This is a genomic window from Nocardia sp. PLKS1-43 (genome assembly GCF_059510335.1).
The window spans coordinates 93,146-108,878 of record NZ_JCAJZQ010000012.1 but is presented as its reverse complement, the minus strand read 5'-3'; the positions used below and the strand labels follow the sequence as shown (position 1 = coordinate 108,878).

The window sequence follows — 15,733 nt, the reverse complement described above, 5'->3', positions numbered from 1 at the left end:
CGTATCCGGCAGGCACCTGTGACTATATGACTCAGCTCACAATCGTGGGCTGATTGTCGGCAAACGTGTCTGCGACGTCACCGCCCGGAGTACTTCGCCTTGCCCGGCCCGACGTCCAGGAAGCTGCGCACCGCGCCGCGCAGGTCCTCGGTCGCGAACAGCTCGCCCGAGACTCTTGGCGTCACCGAATCCGCGTGCGCCACACCCCCGGAACGCCACGCCTCGATGACCTGCTTGGTCGCCGCGTGGGCCCGGGTCGGGCCGTCGGCCAGCCGGGTGGCCAGGGCGCGGGCGGCGGTGTCGACATCCTCGTGCACGGCGTTGACCACACCCCAGTCGGCCATGGTCGCCGCGTCGTACAGGTCGCCCGTCATCACGAATTCGCGGGCGCGGCCGGAACCGGCGCGTTCGGCCAGGCGCTGCGGGCCGCCCATCGATGGCGTCAGCCCGACGACCGTCTCCACCAGCCCGAATTTCGCCTTCGGCGCTGCGAGGATGATGTCGCAGGCCAGGGCTATCTCGAAGGCGGCGGTGAGGGTCAGCCCGTGCGCGGCGAACACCACCGGGCACGGCAGCGCCTCGATCGGATGGATGACGCGGTTGAACAGGTCTTCCCACAGTTCGGTGCCCTGTTCGACCGACAATCCCTCGAAGACGTGCACGTCCACGCCCCCGGAGACCACCTTGCCCTCCGCGCGCAACAGCACCGCACGCGGGGGTGTGGCGATCAGCTCGGCGACGTTCGCGGCCAGCGAGTCCAGCAGCGCCTTGTCGAACAGATTCAGCGGCGGGTGATCGATCGTGATGGTCGCCAGCTGTGCCCCGGCGTCGGTATCGGTGCGGTCCAGGCGGGTGGGTTGGGGGAGCTCACTCATGGGCCGAATCTAGCCATCGGGGGCCGTGCGGGGGAGAGCGACCCGGCCCGATCTGCCAGACTCGAGGTATGAGCGGCACCTCCGAGACGGCCGGTTATGTCGAGTCCGGCGCGTACCAGCGGGACACCAACTACATCACCACCCGCATCACCGCCGACGGGCGTGACGGATATCCGGTCGAGCCGGGACGTTATCGGCTGGTCGCGGCGCGGGCCTGCCCGTGGGCGAACCGGACGTTGATCGTGCGGCGGCTGCTCGGGCTCGAGGATGTGCTCTCGCTGGGATTGTGCGGACCCACGCACGACGAACGCAGCTGGACCTTCGATCTGGATCCCGGCGGTGTGGACCCGGTGCTGGGCGTGCATTTCCTGCGCGATGCGTATCTTGCCCGCTTCCCGGACTATCCGCGCGGTATCACGGTGCCGGCCGTGGTGGACGTGCCGACCGGGCAGGTCGTCACCAACGACTACGCGCAGATCACCCTTGACTTCTCCACCGAGTGGGAGCGGTATCACCGACCGGGTGCGCCGCAGCTGTATCCCGAATCGCTGCGCGCCGAGATCGACGAGGTGAACCGGCGCGTCTACACCGAGATCAACAACGGCGTCTACCGCTGTGGATTCGCCGGTGACCAAGCCGCTTACGAGGCGGCCTACGATCGGCTGTTCAGCGCGCTGGACTGGCTCTCACAGCGCCTCTCCGACCAGCGCTACCTGGTCGGACAGACCCTCACCGAGGCGGATGTGCGGCTGTTCACCACACTGGCCCGTTTCGACGCGGTCTATCACGGCCATTTCAAATGCAATCGAACCAAGCTGGCCGAGATGCCGGTGCTGTGGGCCTACGCCCGTGATCTGTTCCAGACTCCGGGTTTCGGCGACACCATCGATTTCACCCAGATCAAGCAGCACTACTACATCGTTCACACCGACATCAATCCCACCCGGATCGTGCCCAGGGGGCCCGATCTGTCGGGTTGGCTTGCCCCGCACGGCCGCGAGGCGCTGCCCGGCACTCCTTTCGGCGCGGGCACGCCGCCGCCCCCGCCCCGGCCCGCCGAACAGGTTCCCGACCAGTTCGCGGTCTGAGCCGGTCGCGCAGCCGGCCACCGGATCGAGCGGGCGAAGTTCACTCCAACAGGCGCTCGCTCAGCCGGGTACGCAGATCCTCGGTGAGGCCGATCGCGGTGAAATAGCCGCTCAGGTCGGTGTGCAGGTCGTGCATCGAATCCGTGCCGGCGGCAAGGTATTCCGGTCGGACGCCGAGCACCTCGGGCGGAAGGCTCAGGCGGCCACCGGAATTGTGGTGCACGTCGGCGGCCAGGGCCTCGGCGGCGTGATTGCTGAGCAGGAATTCGGCCAGGATGTCGTCCTCGGTCACGCCGATCGCGCGCAGCAGCGTCGCGATCGCCCAGCCGGTGCGATCCTTGCCCGCGGCGCAGTGCACCAGGACGGCGCCGTCGCCGCGCAGAAGCGATTCGGCGATGGCCAGCAGGGCCAGGTGCGCCTCGGCCATTCCGGGGAACGATCGGTAGACCTGGAGCATCTCGGCGAGTCCGTCGCGCTCACCGGCCGCCTCGTGCGGCGGCTGTTCGCCGATGGCCGAGTCGAACGGGGTCAGCCGCAGGCGCACGCCCCCGGGCAGGACGTCCGCGCCCAGGTGATCGATCTCGCGCGGTCCGCGCAGATCGTGCACGGTGCGCACGTTGAGTTCGCGTAACGTCTCCTGGCCGCGGGCGTCGATCCGGCACAGGTGCGCCGAGCGCAACAGCACACCGCTGCGCAACTTGCGCCCGCGCGCCGTATGTAGCCGGCCCACGTCGCGGTAGTTGAAGGTACCGGAGATCTGAAAGTGGTCTGGACGTGCGGTGTTCATCTGTCAAGGCTACGGTCGGGCTGGTTGCCCCCGGGTGTCGTTCACCGATCGAACCGGCGAATCTCCGGCGGCATGTGGTACCCGCCACAGAGATTCCGCACTTGATTCGTGGTTCACTGGAGCCTTAGCCCGATCACCGACTCGTCTCATATTTCGGCGGGATGATGGGATGGATGTCCGTTGGATCGCAGCCTGATTCCAAGGGGGTAACAAAACATTCTTCCAGTCCGTAAAACCACGCTGAACTCGGTCGCCATCCCTGGAAACCTCCTATATTGGTGAAGGTTGGACGGGTCGACCGGGCGCGGGTCCGGTCCGATCAGCGAGGATCTGCAACCCGTTGAGCGGCCCGCGCCGGCGAGGTGCGAGTGTTCGATTTGCCCAAGGGAGTCTTCGTTGAGCGCTAGTGGAGAGATGACCGAGCTCCGGCCCAGGCCGGCGCTCGCCGATGCGGTGGAACGGGCGTGTGCCGAGCTCGATTTTTCCGGCACGCGCGCGCTGCGAGTGTTGCTGCATGCCGGGGTGAGTGCGCTGTGGCCCGCGATCAAGGCCACGCCGGAGCGTCAGGTGCACATCTACGAGACCACCATCACGGCACTGCGCCACCGATGGGGCGGGCGGGACGAGTGTGCCGTCGAACAGTCGGCGGGCGCACTGTTCCGGCAGCAGGAAGCAGAAGTCACGGCGTTTCTGCGGCTGTGCGCGGAGCGGTCCGGGACCGAATGGATCGAGCCGGTCGAGGCGATCTCGGCCTATGCCGTCGCGGTCATGCAGGGGACCATCCTGCGCTGGCTGGCCGACTGCGACGACGAAACCACGCTGGTGGTGCTGGACGATCTGGTATCGAGCCTGTCCACCAAGGCTGTCGACAGGTAATCGACAGGTAAGAGTCGCCGTGGAGCCGCGGATGCACGTCGCCGCGCAACTGGACGTGTGACCAGCTTCATGATTCAGTGGAGTACGTGACAGACGTGTCGTCCATCGCCGACCTGCATGCGGCCACCGCCGATCTGGATCCGCCGCTGGCCGTGCTGGATCTGGGCGCGTTGCGTGCCAACGCCGCCGATCTGGTTCGCCGGGCCGCGGGGGTGCCGATCCGCGTGGCGAGCAAATCCGTGCGCTGTCGCGCCGTCCTCGAGGAGGTACTCGGCGCCGGTACGACCGCGTCCGGTGGATTCGCCGGGATCATGGGTTACGCACTGCCCGAGGCGATTTGGCTGGTCCGCAACGGCGCTCGGGACGTTCTGCTGGGTTATCCGAGCGTGCATCGCGCCGCGTTGGCCGAACTCGGCGAGGACGAGGTGCTGCGCGACTCGATCACCCTCATGGTCGATGACAGCGCCCAGCTCGATCTGATCGAAACGGCCGTCGGCGTCGACCGGGTGCGTCCGCGCGTCTGCCTGGACGTGGACGCCTCACTGCGAATCGGCCCGCTGCACCTCGGCGTTCGCCGCTCGCCGATCCGCACCCCGGATCAGGCCGCCCGGCTCGCTCGCGCCGCCCGCGATCGCGGCTTCGAGGTCGTCGGGGTGATGACCTACGAGGCGCAGATCGCAGGTCTGCCCGATACCAATCCCGCGGTACGCCTGGTGAAAAAGTTCTCGGCCGCGGAGATCGCCACCCGCCGCACGCAGGTGCTCGACGCGGTCCGGTCCGTGGTGGGTGAGTTGCGGATCGTGAACAGCGGCGGCAGCGGCTCGATCGAGGTGAGCGCCGCCTCACCCGGTGTCACCGAGGTTACGGCCGGTTCCGGACTGTACGTTCCGACGCTGTTCGACGGATACCGCAGCTTCACCCCGCGCCCCGCTCTGTACTTCGCCGAGCCGGTGTTGCGCCGGCCCGCGCGCGATATCGCCACGGTGTTCTCCGGCGGTTACATCGCCTCGGGGCCGGCGGGTTCATCGCGCGTGCCGAAACCGGTGTGGCCCGGTCGATTACGCCTCATCGGCACCGAGGGGGCGGGTGAGGTGCAGACTCCGCTCGCCGGAGCCGGTGATCTGGCGATCGGCGATCGCGTGTGGTTCCGCCACGCCAAAGCGGGGGAGCTGTGCGAACGTTTCGACACGCTGCAGATCGTCGCCCCCGACGGCACCCGCGGCACTGTCCCCACCTACCGCGGGGAAGGGAAGAACTTCGGCTGACAGGCGTTTTCAGGAGTCGGCGAGCTCCAGGAACGCGGCCAGGTCGGCCAGCTGATCCGGGGTGTCCGGGAGGTACTCGGTGAGCAGTGCCGAGTGGACGATGATGGCGGTCCACATGGCCCGGGAGACGGCCGTGGTGATCCAGTGGCGGGACAGCAGCGGATGGATGCCGTGTGGGGCGTCGTCGGGGGAGGAGGTGGTCATGGAGATCAGGACCACGGCCGCCTCGCGACCGGCCAGGCGTTCGGGGGTGCCGACCAGGACGTCCTCGATGCGAGCCCGGGAGAGCAGGGTGCGGATGCGCGCGACCTGGGCGTGGTACGGGGTGACGACCAGGATGTCGTGCGGGTGCAGGCGGCGCGTCACCGCGCCCTGCCGCCAGGGCAGGCCCAGCAGATTCCGCACCGTGCGCACGATCTCGCGGGCCTCCTCCGCGGATTCGGTGCTGTTGCCGTGATGTTCGATCGGCTTCGTCCGCACACCGGGTGGAATGCCTTCCAGATCCCTTGCGAGAGTTACGGTTTCGCTCGAGCGCAGGCGTCCGGCATAACGCAGCCGGGACACCGGCCCGCACAGCTGCGGATGCATCCGCCAGGTGCGATCCAGGAAGTAACCGAATTCGTCCGGGAGCGTTGGCAATTCACCGAGCAGCCGACCCAGCGTCGAATCGTGCACCGGCTCGGGATGGATGCCGTGGCCGGGTAGCGGGGCCGGATCGCCGAGCAGCAGCAGATTGTGCGCGCTGCCGGCGACCGCGATCGCGTCGGCGAGCGCGAAATGCCCGGCGTCGGCGATCAGCAGCAGATCCAGTGCGCCGGGCGGCACCCGCGCGGCGTCCGCGAAATCGCCTGGCAGACCACCGATCACGCAGCCGTTCACGGCGTTGTCCAGAAAACGCGGGTAGCGGTTCGGCTCGATGGTCAGCCACTCCGGCGATACCGCGTGGGTCTCGGATTTGGCGACGAGTTCCGGTAGCACGCCCACCCGCACCAGCGCGTCGAGCACCTGCTCGACCGACCAGTGCGACCGGGCGACCACTCCGACGCGCCATTTGTACCGGGTGACCAGCCGTTCCACCACTCGTGCGGCGGTATCGGTCTTGCCGGTGCCCGACGGGCCCTGCACCGCGACATAGGAATCGTCCAGATCGAGCACCGCGGCGGTGACGGCGGCGGCGTGATCACCGAACACCTCCGGCAGCGCCGCACTCGAGCGCAGGCGCGGTGGACGTCGCAGCAACAGGTCGAACGCGGCCGTCGCGGGCACCTCGGGCAGGCTCACCAGCAGGTCGTGCGCCGCGGATTCGAGTGCGTCCGCGATGTTCTCGTCTTGACCGGGCGGGCCCGGCACGATCGCGACCGGCAGTTCGTCATAGGGCTCGCAGCCCTGCGGCAACAGCTCCTCGACCCGTACGGCGTCGTCGAAGTTGGCGTCCAGCGCGCAACCCAGAATGGTGGCGTGCGCGGTCGCGCGACGGCCGGGTGTGGCGGTCATCCCCGGGACGGGCCGGTCGTAGACGGTGAGCACCGGGGTCCCGGGACGTGGTGCGCCACCGGTGCCCAGACGGCCGGTCAGCGTGAGATAGCGCCGCATCGGCAGCTCACCGGTGCTGTGCCACTTGGTGTCCACGGTGCCCCAGTCCGCGATGAGCACTCCGGGGGCGTCGTCCCATTCGGCGATCGGCCGCCGCAGGCGATCCTCGTGCGCCCAGTGCAGCGGTTGCCGCTCGCGCCGGTGATAGGCCAGGGTCGCGGCCGTCAACGCCGCGGCTCGCTGTGCGGCGCTACGGGATTCGTCGAAGTCGAAGGCGAATTCGCGCAGCGCCGCCTCGACCGCGGGCAGCGGTTCGGTCTCCGGGCGCGGCGCCTGGGGAACCGGGCGAACGCCGTGTTCGGCGGCCAGCCGACGCAGCCACTCACGCAGCCGCAAGGTGTGCGCGCACTCCGATTCCAGGTTCTCGCCAGGGATCTCGGTTCTCGTGCCGAACAGTTCGGCCAGGTCGGCCAGGCGGTACGAACGTTGGCCGATGATCAGTGCGGACCGCAGGATCGGGTACAGGTCCACCAGGGACCCCAGCAGATCGTCGATGATCTGCTCATCCGCGCCGTACCGGACGCACAGCCGGGCCAGCAGCTGCCGGACCGGTGAGCGATAGTGGTAGATCCGCATGCCGGGGTGGTGCTCCTGGCGGTCCAGGAGATATTCCAGCAGATCCGGTGTCTCGTCGGCGGCGTCGAAACCCTCGTCGGCCGAATCGATTCCGGCGATGGCGAAGGCGTGGAAGAGCACCACCGGATCCTCGCCGCCCTCGGCATGATGTGCCGGAGCCACGCCGACGCCCACCGCTGTGGCCGGCGTGTCCGTCACAGCGAGGAAGACGTCCCCGGGTGAGGGGAGCGGCAGCGCACCCAGTGCCTCCGCATCGGTCACCGTATAGACCGCCGCGCCGGTGCGCTCGTGCCGCAACTGCACCTCGGCCTGTCGAGACAGCGCCGAAAAGGTATGTGCCGCAACGCCGCTGACCGCGGAATCGGCGGCCGCCAGACGATCGACGGTGGTGATACCGGCATCGCGCAACTGTGCCCGCACCCCCGGGCGCATACCGGCCACCAGCAGCAGATCACGCCCGGCAACCAGTTCCGCGGTGCAGGTGGGGCAGTGACCGCAGGCCAGATAGCGGCGATCGCCCCACTGCACCGGAAGTAGTTCGTTCTGCTTTCCGGCCAGAATCGTGGCCAGCCGCGCCCGCCGCGCTCGGTACACCACTGCTGCCGCAGACAGGTCGTGAATCATCTCCGAGCCGTCGGCCAACCGCACCCGCAGCCGCGGGTCCACTCGAAAACCACACTGCTGCAACGCATCAGCACAACCCGCAAGCTCGATCAGCGCGCCGATCGCCGACCCCGAACCCGCCACCCCGTGTATCGAGTACCGCGGGCCGGGGTCGGTCGCCACACCACGTATCGAATACTGCGCGGCCGGGCCATCTGTCGCGTACCGCGTGGCCGGGTCGGTTGTCGCGTCGTGAACCGAGTGCCGTGCGGCCGAGGTGGTTGTCGTGTCGTGTGTTGCGTACTGCGCGGTGGGGTCGGTTGTCGTGTTGTTGGTCGGGTACCGCGTGGCCGGGTTGGTCGTCGCGTCGTGAACCGAGTGCTGTGCGGCCGAGGCGGTTGTCGTGTCGTGGGTCGCGTACCGCGCGGTGGAGTCGGTTGTCGCGTCGGGTGCCGAGTGCTGCGGGGATCGGTCGGTCGGACCTTGTGTCGAGTACTGCGGAGTTCGGTCGGCTGTCGTGCTGTGTACCGGTTGTTCGCGCAGTCCGTGGTCGTCTGCTGCCGCACCGGATAACGCGTGCTGCAAAGCCCGGTCGGCTGCGATGGCGTGGGCCGAGTAACCGGGCAGGTGGTCGGCTGTCGTGTCGTAGGGCGGGTCCTTGGCGGCGGGTGCGGCATTCGGGCCCGCGCCCGAAAAGAACTGCCCGGCCGGTCCCGTTGCGCCCAGGGCGTCGCCGTCGACGATGGAGTCGTCGTCGAATGCGGGGGTGGTCGAGGCGGGGCGGGGAGCTTCGGGTTCGGCCCGTATCAGCAGAGCGCAACCGCTGGTGAACTCGCCGTCGAAGAACCGCGCGCCGGCGACCACGGGCGCGCCCGCGCGCAGGGCGGCAACTGTCCGGTGATCCGCGCGCTCCAGGGCGGCGACCAGCGCGGCGGGATCGGCCGCGGCGGGGGGATCGATGCGGACCGCGGCGTCGGCCAGGGGGGCCGGGAGGGTGTCGAGCGCGGCGTCGATGGCGGCGGCGCTGGTCGTGCCCAGGGAATCGGGCGCTGACCCGGTGCCCGCGACCGGCGGCACCAAGCCCAGTTCGGCATCGAGCGCGCGCAACAGCGCGAACTCGCAGCGCGCCGCCTCCACCAGGTCACCGGTGCTGCACACGACGCGATCACCGAACAGAATCAATCGTGGCCCTCCTGTGTCTCGGGACACCCGAACCCCGGGCGAACGCACCGTTGCGTGCCGAGTCGCGCAACAGCGTAATCATTCGAGGTCGCACGGCGTGGCGTACGCGGCGCGTGTCGTCACGTGAAGTGAAACGCAGCCAGCCGAGGGGACCGGCCCCCACCCCCGCGTGACGGTTGGCCCGAACCGAGTGTATGGGACGCGGCCCATCGCGCGTGGTCGGATGGGCTGTGGCGCAGGTGCAGGGGGTGCGGCGCGCAAAGGCACGGCCGGTGAAAGGATTGCGGCATGCCGTTTTTCGAAGGCGCGCGCGGGCGGCTGCACTATCGGCGCTGGCCGGTGCGGCAACCGCTGGCCGCACTGGAGTGGCTGCCCGGCTCGGGGCAGCACACCGGGCACTATCACCGATTCGCCCGCGCACTGGGCGCACAGCGCATCGAGGTGTGGGGACTGGACACCTCCGGGCAGGGATTGAGCGAGGGCGATCCGGCCGCCCCCGGCACGATCGGCGAACTCGCCGCCGACGCGCTGCGGCTGGCCGCCCTCCTGCGCTCCGAACTGCCCGATGTGCCGATGCTCGCGGCCGGGCACTCGCTCGGCGCGGCGACCGCTCTGGCCGCGCTTCCCGCACTGCCCGATTGCGCCGGGCTCGTGCTCACCGGCACACCCGCCCGCGCCGCGACTCCCGATGCGCTTGTGCGCGAAGGACTACCGGTTCTGGCGCTGCACGGCGTCGACGATCGTCGCGCACCCATCGATCCGATTCGCGACTGGACCGGGCGTCAACAATCTGTAGGGTTGCGCGAGTACACCGACGCCGGGCACGATTTGCTCCACGAACCGGTGCACGTGCGGGTCACCGCCGACATCGCCGAGTGGATACAGGGTGTGGTCGCGAACGCGGAGCGCATACCTGCGGAGTGAGTTCGAGAAAGGGGGACCGGTGCAATCACAAGAGACCGGGGACCTGCGCAGTGATGTGGCAGCCCTGACGCAAGCGGTCGACGACGGTGAACTGTGGATGGACGGGGTACTGGTCACCGAGGGCGTCCACGAACGCTGTGCGCGTCGCTACGAAACCCTCGCCGAGCAGGTGGAACAGCAGATGAAGGTGCTGCACGCGGCCACCGCGCTGCCCGGCTTCGGCGGTTTCGAATCCGGTGCCTCGCTGCGGCGTGGATTCGAGGGCAAGGCCACCGACGCACTCGAACATCTGCGCCAGTACGCCGACGCGGCCCGCCAACTCGCGCAGACGCTGCGCGTCGCGGGCGCGGCCTACACCCAGCACGACGCCGATATCGCCGCGGCGATCGGCAAGACCAACAGCGATGTGGTGGGTGCGGGCCATGCATAAGATCAGCGGCGACGGCACCACGGTCGAAACCTCGCACGCGGACCCGGATTACGCGCCGAACGTCGAGGTCTTCGACCACCTCACCTACGACGAGATCTACCGCGGCGTCATGGCGCTGGACCCGGAGGTGCTCACCGCGGGCCGCCGGACCTGGCAGAGTTCGGGCAGCGCGATGAGCGACGCGGTACAGCAGGCGCATGCCGAGATTCGCGCGGCCATCGCCGACGGCTGGCGCGGGAGCGCGGCACAATTGGCCGCCGATGCCGTGCGGGCCTTCGAATCGCTGGGACAGAATCTGGCCGATGTGATGTCCGAAGTCGGGCAGCGTCTCGGACAGGCCAATGACGCAGCCGAGACGCTGCGCTCCTCGGTTTCGCACCCGGTTTCGGTCTCCATGGATCTCGATGCCGCACTGCTGGATCCCAAGCACGCCACCGTGAATGCCGAAACGCAGAAGATGGCGGAGAACGTCCGTCTGGATGTCGTGCGGGTGATGAATTCGGTCTACGTCGGGGCCTTCATCCCCACCGGGAACAATGTGCCGGGTTTTCCCGTCGGCGGCATGTATCCGGCTCAGCAGCAGACCACCCCGCAACCCGGCGTCACCGCCCCCGGCGCCGGCGTCGATACCGCGAGCCCGGCCACCTCGCCCGCGCCGAGTTCGAAAGTTGCCGGGACACAGTCGGATCCGACGATCCATCAGCCGTCCCAGCCGCATGCGGCCCAGCCCGGCCAGGTTCGCACCGATGCCGGCGCGGCGGTGACACCGGCCTCGGTGACCAGCCCGGCGGCCGCCTCCGCGTCCACCACGCCCGCGGCCGTACCGTCGGCGTCCACGGCGACTCCGGCGAATGCCATTGCGCCGCAAGCTGACCGGATCGCGCCCAGCGCATCGGCGGCCGTTCCCGCAGTGGCGCCCGCCCCGGCCGCCGCGAAGCCGCGGAGTGCCTCGACCAAGCCGCAGAACACGTCCACGAAGCCGCAGAGCGCCGACAGCGATGGCAAACACAAGGACGGGGCCGAGAGTTCAGGCGGCAGTGACGGTTCCGGCGGTGGCGACGTGTCGTCCGGGATGGGCGCCGGAATCGTCGGCGGGCTCGCCGGCGGCGCGTTCGCCATGGGCGACAGCACCCGCCCGGGCAACACCGTCGCGGCTCCGCCACGGCGTTCCCCGGAGGACGAGTACGAGGACGACGAGGACTACTACCCGGACTTCGACGATCCGACCTACCTCGAGCCCGCCGAGCCCGAGACCGACCTGGTCGGGCAGCTGGATCCGACTACGCCGCCGGTCGTCGGCGAGTGGCTCGACGATGAGGACTGAGCCGGCGGCCGGGTCGGGAATCGAGTGTACGGTGGGCCGCCGCCGGTGAAATGGACGCTCACACCCGACCAGTTCGCACTGGCCTGGGAGCGCACCGACGGCGACCGGATCCCCTATCCGCTCGCCGTCCGACTCTCCGCCCGGGACAGCGGCGAACGCACCGCACAACTGCCGGAGCTGAACGAATGGTGTTCGCGCACACTGGATCCCGATCTGGAAGCGGCGTTGCGGGTGTTGGCCCGCCCCGATGTCCGGGTCGAGGTCTTCGGCAGGCAGGGGCCGGAGCCGGACGCGATGCCGGTGCGGGTGCTCGGCGCGGGCTCCGGACACGTCACCGTGGTGGCCGCGCAGCGCGCGGGCGTGACACCGGACCGCGGCTCGGATATCCGCTTGTTCGTAGGTAATGCGAAATCCCTTGCGCCCCGGGTCATCTCGATGCTACCCGAGAACGTCGCGGGCACCGGGCCGCGGTATACCGCCCCGGTGGGCCGCGTCCGTGAGGACAGCCGCGATCTGGTCACGGTTCCGGTCTCCGGTCCGTCCGCCCCGGCCCGCATCCGCCGCCTGCTCAAACAGCCCCGCGACGGGATCGGTCAGATCATCGTCTCCGCGCGCCGCGGTAACGGCGATGTGCGCCCGCTGGGCGTGCTGTGCTGGATCGATGTGGTCGGCGACGGCCGCTACACCGTGCACACCCGCACCGAGGTCGATATCGTCCCGGCGACCGCGCAGGAGTTCACCGCCGCGCTACGGCCGATGCTCACCGCGGCCGAACGCGTCGTCGCCGAGGCCGGAGTCTGGTGATGCGTCCGGCCCGGCCGAGTCGCGCAGCAGGTCGACGACTTCCTCGTCGGAGAGTTGGTGGAAATCCCGGTACGCCCCGCCGACGCCGCCCAGAACGCGGGGGACCAGCGGGCAGATGAGCTCGTCGGCCAGTTCGCCGACGCGGCGCAGCGCCTCGACCGAGGAAACCGGCACGGCCACGGTCAGCCGTTGCGGCGCGCAGACTTCGGCGACCCGGCAGGCGACCGCGACCGTCGCGCCCGTGGCCATCCCGTCGTCGACGATCACCACCGAGCGGTCGGTCAATGCTATGCGTGGCTGTCCGCCGCGCAGAATCCGTTGCCGCCGTGCGAGTTCCGCACGTTCCTCGTCCTCGACCGCGGCGAGTTGATCGGGGCCGACGCCGGTCTGGCGGATGACGTCCTCGTTGATCACCCGCGCCCCGCCCTCGCCGATCGCGCCCATCGCCAGCTCCGACTGCCACGGTACCCCGAGCTTGCGGACGAGCAGGATGTCGACCTGGCCGCCGATTACCGCGTGCACGCCCGCCGCGACCAGGACTCCGCCTCGCGGCAATCCCAGCACCAGCGGGTTCGACGCTCGCAGGTGCATCAGCGACCCACCCAGCGAGCGACCGGCAGCAATCCGATCGGGATAGATCATGGTGCCTGTCAGTCTAGTTCGCCGACACCGAACCGCCGCAGCGCCAGACTCGGATTCGAGGTCCGGACCTTGTTCAGGTGATCGGGTTCGATGCGAGCGGTGGCGATGCCGGTGCCCTCGCCGAGTTCGGCGAGCACCATGCCCGTCGGATCGACGATCATCGACCAGCCCGCACCCCGCGGCGCGGCATGGTCGGCGGCCGCGACGTAGGCGGTGTTCTCGATGGCCCGTGCGCGCAGCAGCGTCGACCACTGCTCGACCTTGTCCGGTCCCGGGATCCATTGGGCGGGAAGGAGTAACACCTGCGCACCGGCGGCGGCCAGGCGCCGGAAACCCTCCGGGAAACGCAGATCGAAACAGGTCTGCAGGCCGAAGACGACGCCGTCCGCGGTGAAGGTCGCCGGTGTGGTGATCGGGCCGGGCAGCACGATGTCCGACTCGCGGAAGCCGAAAGCGTCGTAGAGATGAACCTTGCGGTAGACGGCCGCGAATTCGGCGTCGGGCGCGGCGGCGACCAGCGTGTTGTAGACCAGACCGGACGGTCCGCCCGTCTCCACCACGCCGGCGACGAGGTGCACCCCGAATTCGGCGGCCAGCCCGCGCAGACCGGTGACATAGTGCCCGGTGAGCGGTTCGGCCGCCTCGATCACGCGCTGATCGAGCCGGGTCACCGCGAACATCGAATACTCCGGGGCGACCACGACCCGCGCGCCGCGTTCGGCGGCCGCGCGCACGTGGTCGCGCAGCATCACCAGATTGGCGTCCTTGTCGGTGTAGGGATCGAACTGCACCACCGCGACGTCCAGGGCCTTCGGGGGCGGCGAGGCGTCGGAGCTGCTGGTCGGCCGCGTCGAAGGGCTCGCGGCGGTGACGGTGACAGGCGGCTGCTGCGGTTGCATACGTCTCACCGTATTGGCCCGATGGTCGGGGTGACCACCAGCACGCAGTAAACTGCTGGTCAATGAATACCTCAGAGGTCGACAGCGATTCCCGGTCCGACGAGAGGGACGCCGCCGACCCGTCCTTCGCCGATCTCGGCATCGATGACCGCATTCTGTCGGCCATCGCCGACGTCGGCTACGAGTCGCCGTCGCCGATCCAGGCCGCCACGATTCCCCCGCTCATCGCGGGGGCCGACGTGGTGGGCCTGGCGCAGACCGGCACCGGTAAGACGGCCGCCTTCGCCATCCCGATCCTGATGGGTCTGGCCAGTACCGAGGGCCGCCCTTCCAAGAGCCCGCGCGCGCTGGTCCTGGCCCCGACCCGCGAGCTGGCGATCCAGGTGGCCGAGGCGTTCGGCCGCTACTCCGCGCATCTGCCGAGCGTGCATGTGCTGCCGATCTACGGCGGGCAGAACTACGCGGTGCAGCTGTCGGGGCTGCGGCGCGGCGCGCAGGTCGTCGTCGGTACGCCCGGCCGGGTCATCGATCACCTCGAGCGCGGCACGCTGGATCTGTCGCAGCTGCAGTATCTGGTGCTCGACGAGGCCGATGAGATGCTGAAGATGGGCTTCCAGGAGGATGTGGAGCGCATCCTGCGTGATACACCCGCCGAAAAGCAGGTCGCGCTGTTCTCGGCGACCATGCCGAGCGCGATCCGCAAGATCTCCAAGCAGTATCTGCACGACCCGGTGGAGATCACGGTCAAGGCCAAGACCACCACCGCCAGCAACATCACCCAGCGTTGGGTGCACGTGTCCTATCAGCGCAAGCTCGACGCGCTCACCCGGATCCTCGAGGTCGAATCCTTCGAGGCGATGATCATCTTCGTGCGCACCAAGCAGGCCACCGAGGAGCTGGCCGAGAAGCTGCGTTCACGCGGCTACTCGGCCGCCGCGATCAACGGCGACATCGCGCAGAATCAGCGCGAGCGCACCATCGGGCAGCTCAAGTCCGGTGCGGTCGACATTCTGGTCGCCACCGATGTGGCCGCGCGCGGGCTGGATGTGGACCGCATCTCGCATGTGCTCAACTACGACATCCCGCACGACACCGAGTCCTATGTGCACCGGATCGGGCGCACCGGCCGGGCCGGCCGCACGGGTGAGGCGCTGCTGTTCGTCGCGCCGCGCGAACGCCGTCTGCTCGACGCGATCGAGCGCGCCACCCGTCAGCCGCTGACCGAGATGCAGCTGCCCAGCGTGGACGATGTGAACGCGCAGCGGGTGGTGAAATTCCAGGACGCCATCACCGAGAATCTCTCCTCGGACAATCTGGCGTTGTTCCGCAAGCTCATCGAGGACTACGAGGCCGAGCACAACATCCCGCTGGTCGATATCGCCGCCGCGCTGGCGGTCGGCTCGAACGACGGCGACAACTTCTTCATGGAAGCCGAGCCGGAGCCGGAAAGGCAACGGCGCGAACGGGTTCCGCGCAACTTCGACGAGCGCGAGGACCGCCGTCAGGCCGGGCCGAGCAAACATCGCAGCACCGGCGCGGATATGGCGACCTACCGTATCGCCGTCGGCAAGCGTCACCGCGTTGTTCCCGGCGCGATCGTCGGCGCCATCGCCAACGAGGGCGGCCTGCGCCGCAGCGATTTCGGTCACATCAGCATCCGGCCCGATCACAGCCTCGTCGAGTTACCGGCGGACCTGCCCCCGGAAACTCTGGAAGCTTTGCGCCGCACCAGGATCAGCGGCGTGCTCATCCAGCTTCAGCTCGACCAGGGCCCGCCCGGGCACCGTCCGCTGGCTCGCGGACCGCGGCGCGAACCCAAGCGCTTCGATCGCCGCAAACCGCGCGCCTGAACTCCTCCGCCTCTC

General features: G+C 69.1%; 13 protein-coding genes. 8 read left to right on the top strand and 5 right to left on the bottom strand.

The genetic code is table 11. The features are described from left to right. Positions 1 to 77: 77 nt before the first annotated feature. Positions 78 to 875, bottom strand: a complete 798-nt coding sequence (locus AC5WS7_RS31935; protein WP_495958320.1) for an enoyl-CoA hydratase/isomerase family protein — start codon at positions 873 to 875, stop codon at positions 78 to 80. 68 nt (positions 876 to 943) lie between these two features. On the opposite strand from AC5WS7_RS31935, the gene AC5WS7_RS31930 reads away from it, so the two are divergent. Further along, positions 944 to 1,963 (top strand): glutathione S-transferase family protein, encoded by a 1,020-nt coding sequence (locus tag AC5WS7_RS31930; protein ID WP_495958319.1) that lies wholly within the window; start codon positions 944 to 946, stop codon positions 1,961 to 1,963. Positions 1,964 to 2,003: 40 nt separating this feature from the next. On the opposite strand, the gene AC5WS7_RS31925 is transcribed toward AC5WS7_RS31930, so the two are convergent. Then, complete coding sequence (locus AC5WS7_RS31925) at positions 2,004 to 2,750, bottom strand: tyrosine-protein phosphatase (protein WP_495958318.1); 747 nt, start codon at positions 2,748 to 2,750, stop codon at positions 2,004 to 2,006. Positions 2,751 to 3,164: 414 nt separating this feature from the next. Between AC5WS7_RS31925 and AC5WS7_RS31920 the strand changes: the two genes are divergently transcribed. Together AC5WS7_RS31920 and AC5WS7_RS31915 are read left to right on the top strand one after the other, a co-directional pair. Further along, on the top strand, positions 3,165 to 3,626 hold the full coding sequence (locus AC5WS7_RS31920) for a TetR family transcriptional regulator (RefSeq protein ID WP_495958317.1): 462 nt from the start codon (positions 3,165 to 3,167) through the stop codon (positions 3,624 to 3,626). A gap of 95 nt (positions 3,627 to 3,721) precedes the next feature. Then, entirely contained in the window at positions 3,722 to 4,891 is a 1,170-nt protein-coding gene (locus AC5WS7_RS31915; RefSeq protein WP_495958439.1) for an amino acid deaminase/aldolase, read from the top strand. 9 nt (positions 4,892 to 4,900) lie between these two features. On the opposite strand, the gene AC5WS7_RS31910 is transcribed toward AC5WS7_RS31915, so the two are convergent. Beyond that, positions 4,901 to 8,845 (bottom strand): bifunctional RecB family nuclease/DEAD/DEAH box helicase, encoded by a 3,945-nt coding sequence (locus AC5WS7_RS31910; RefSeq protein WP_495958316.1) that lies wholly within the window; start codon positions 8,843 to 8,845, stop codon positions 4,901 to 4,903. Positions 8,846 to 9,133: 288 nt separating this feature from the next. On the opposite strand from AC5WS7_RS31910, the gene AC5WS7_RS31905 reads away from it, so the two are divergent. From AC5WS7_RS31905 to AC5WS7_RS31890, 4 genes are read left to right on the top strand one after another with little or no spacing between them, the layout of a single operon-like run. Further along, positions 9,134 to 9,769 (top strand): alpha/beta hydrolase, encoded by a 636-nt coding sequence (locus AC5WS7_RS31905; protein ID WP_495958315.1) that lies wholly within the window; start codon positions 9,134 to 9,136, stop codon positions 9,767 to 9,769. 19 nt (positions 9,770 to 9,788) lie between these two features. Beyond that, positions 9,789 to 10,199, top strand: coding sequence for a hypothetical protein (locus AC5WS7_RS31900; RefSeq protein WP_495958314.1), 411 nt, complete (start codon positions 9,789 to 9,791; stop codon positions 10,197 to 10,199). Beyond that, a complete protein-coding gene (locus AC5WS7_RS31895; protein ID WP_495958313.1) occupies positions 10,192 to 11,523 on the top strand; it encodes a WXG100 family type VII secretion target in 1,332 nt (443 codons plus the stop codon). The genes AC5WS7_RS31900 and AC5WS7_RS31895 overlap by 8 nt, the downstream gene beginning before the upstream one ends. A gap of 45 nt (positions 11,524 to 11,568) precedes the next feature. Continuing rightward, positions 11,569 to 12,327 carry an ESX secretion-associated protein EspG gene (locus AC5WS7_RS31890; protein WP_495958312.1) on the top strand — a complete coding sequence of 253 codons (759 nt, stop codon included), beginning with the start codon at positions 11,569 to 11,571 and terminating at the stop codon, positions 12,325 to 12,327. On the opposite strand, the gene AC5WS7_RS31885 is transcribed toward AC5WS7_RS31890, so the two are convergent. Both AC5WS7_RS31885 and AC5WS7_RS31880 read right to left on the bottom strand, forming a co-directional pair. After that, positions 12,271 to 12,969: a phosphoribosyltransferase gene (locus AC5WS7_RS31885; RefSeq protein ID WP_495958311.1), complete on the bottom strand. Its 699-nt coding sequence runs from the start codon at positions 12,967 to 12,969 to the stop codon at positions 12,271 to 12,273. The genes AC5WS7_RS31890 and AC5WS7_RS31885 overlap by 57 nt on opposite strands. A gap of 8 nt (positions 12,970 to 12,977) precedes the next feature. Further along, positions 12,978 to 13,868: a carbon-nitrogen hydrolase family protein gene (locus tag AC5WS7_RS31880; protein WP_495958310.1), complete on the bottom strand. Its 891-nt coding sequence runs from the start codon at positions 13,866 to 13,868 to the stop codon at positions 12,978 to 12,980. A 62-nt stretch (positions 13,869 to 13,930) separates the two neighbouring features. Here AC5WS7_RS31880 and AC5WS7_RS31875 point away from each other — a divergent pair, with 62 nt between their 5' ends. After that, on the top strand, positions 13,931 to 15,718 hold the full coding sequence (locus tag AC5WS7_RS31875; protein ID WP_495958309.1) for a DEAD/DEAH box helicase: 1,788 nt from the start codon (positions 13,931 to 13,933) through the stop codon (positions 15,716 to 15,718). The last annotated feature ends 15 nt before the right edge of the window (positions 15,719 to 15,733 follow it).

What these genes read in the sequence shown, in the direction of transcription:
- AC5WS7_RS31935 (WP_495958320.1), bottom strand. Translation starts at nt 875, where the DNA reads ATGAGTGAGCTCCCCCAACCCACCCGCCTGGACCGCACCGATACCGAC.
- AC5WS7_RS31930 (WP_495958319.1), top strand. Translation starts at nt 944, where the DNA reads ATGAGCGGCACCTCCGAGACGGCCGGTTATGTCGAGTCCGGCGCGTAC.
- AC5WS7_RS31925 (WP_495958318.1), bottom strand. Translation starts at nt 2,750, where the DNA reads ATGAACACCGCACGTCCAGACCACTTTCAGATCTCCGGTACCTTCAAC.
- AC5WS7_RS31920 (WP_495958317.1), top strand. Translation starts at nt 3,165, where the DNA reads ATGACCGAGCTCCGGCCCAGGCCGGCGCTCGCCGATGCGGTGGAACGG.
- AC5WS7_RS31905 (WP_495958315.1), top strand. Translation starts at nt 9,134, where the DNA reads ATGCCGTTTTTCGAAGGCGCGCGCGGGCGGCTGCACTATCGGCGCTGG.
- AC5WS7_RS31895 (WP_495958313.1), top strand. Translation starts at nt 10,192, where the DNA reads ATGCATAAGATCAGCGGCGACGGCACCACGGTCGAAACCTCGCACGCG.
- AC5WS7_RS31885 (WP_495958311.1), bottom strand. Translation starts at nt 12,969, where the DNA reads ATGATCTATCCCGATCGGATTGCTGCCGGTCGCTCGCTGGGTGGGTCG.
- AC5WS7_RS31880 (WP_495958310.1), bottom strand. Translation starts at nt 13,868, where the DNA reads ATGCAACCGCAGCAGCCGCCTGTCACCGTCACCGCCGCGAGCCCTTCG.
- AC5WS7_RS31875 (WP_495958309.1), top strand. Translation starts at nt 13,931, where the DNA reads ATGAATACCTCAGAGGTCGACAGCGATTCCCGGTCCGACGAGAGGGAC.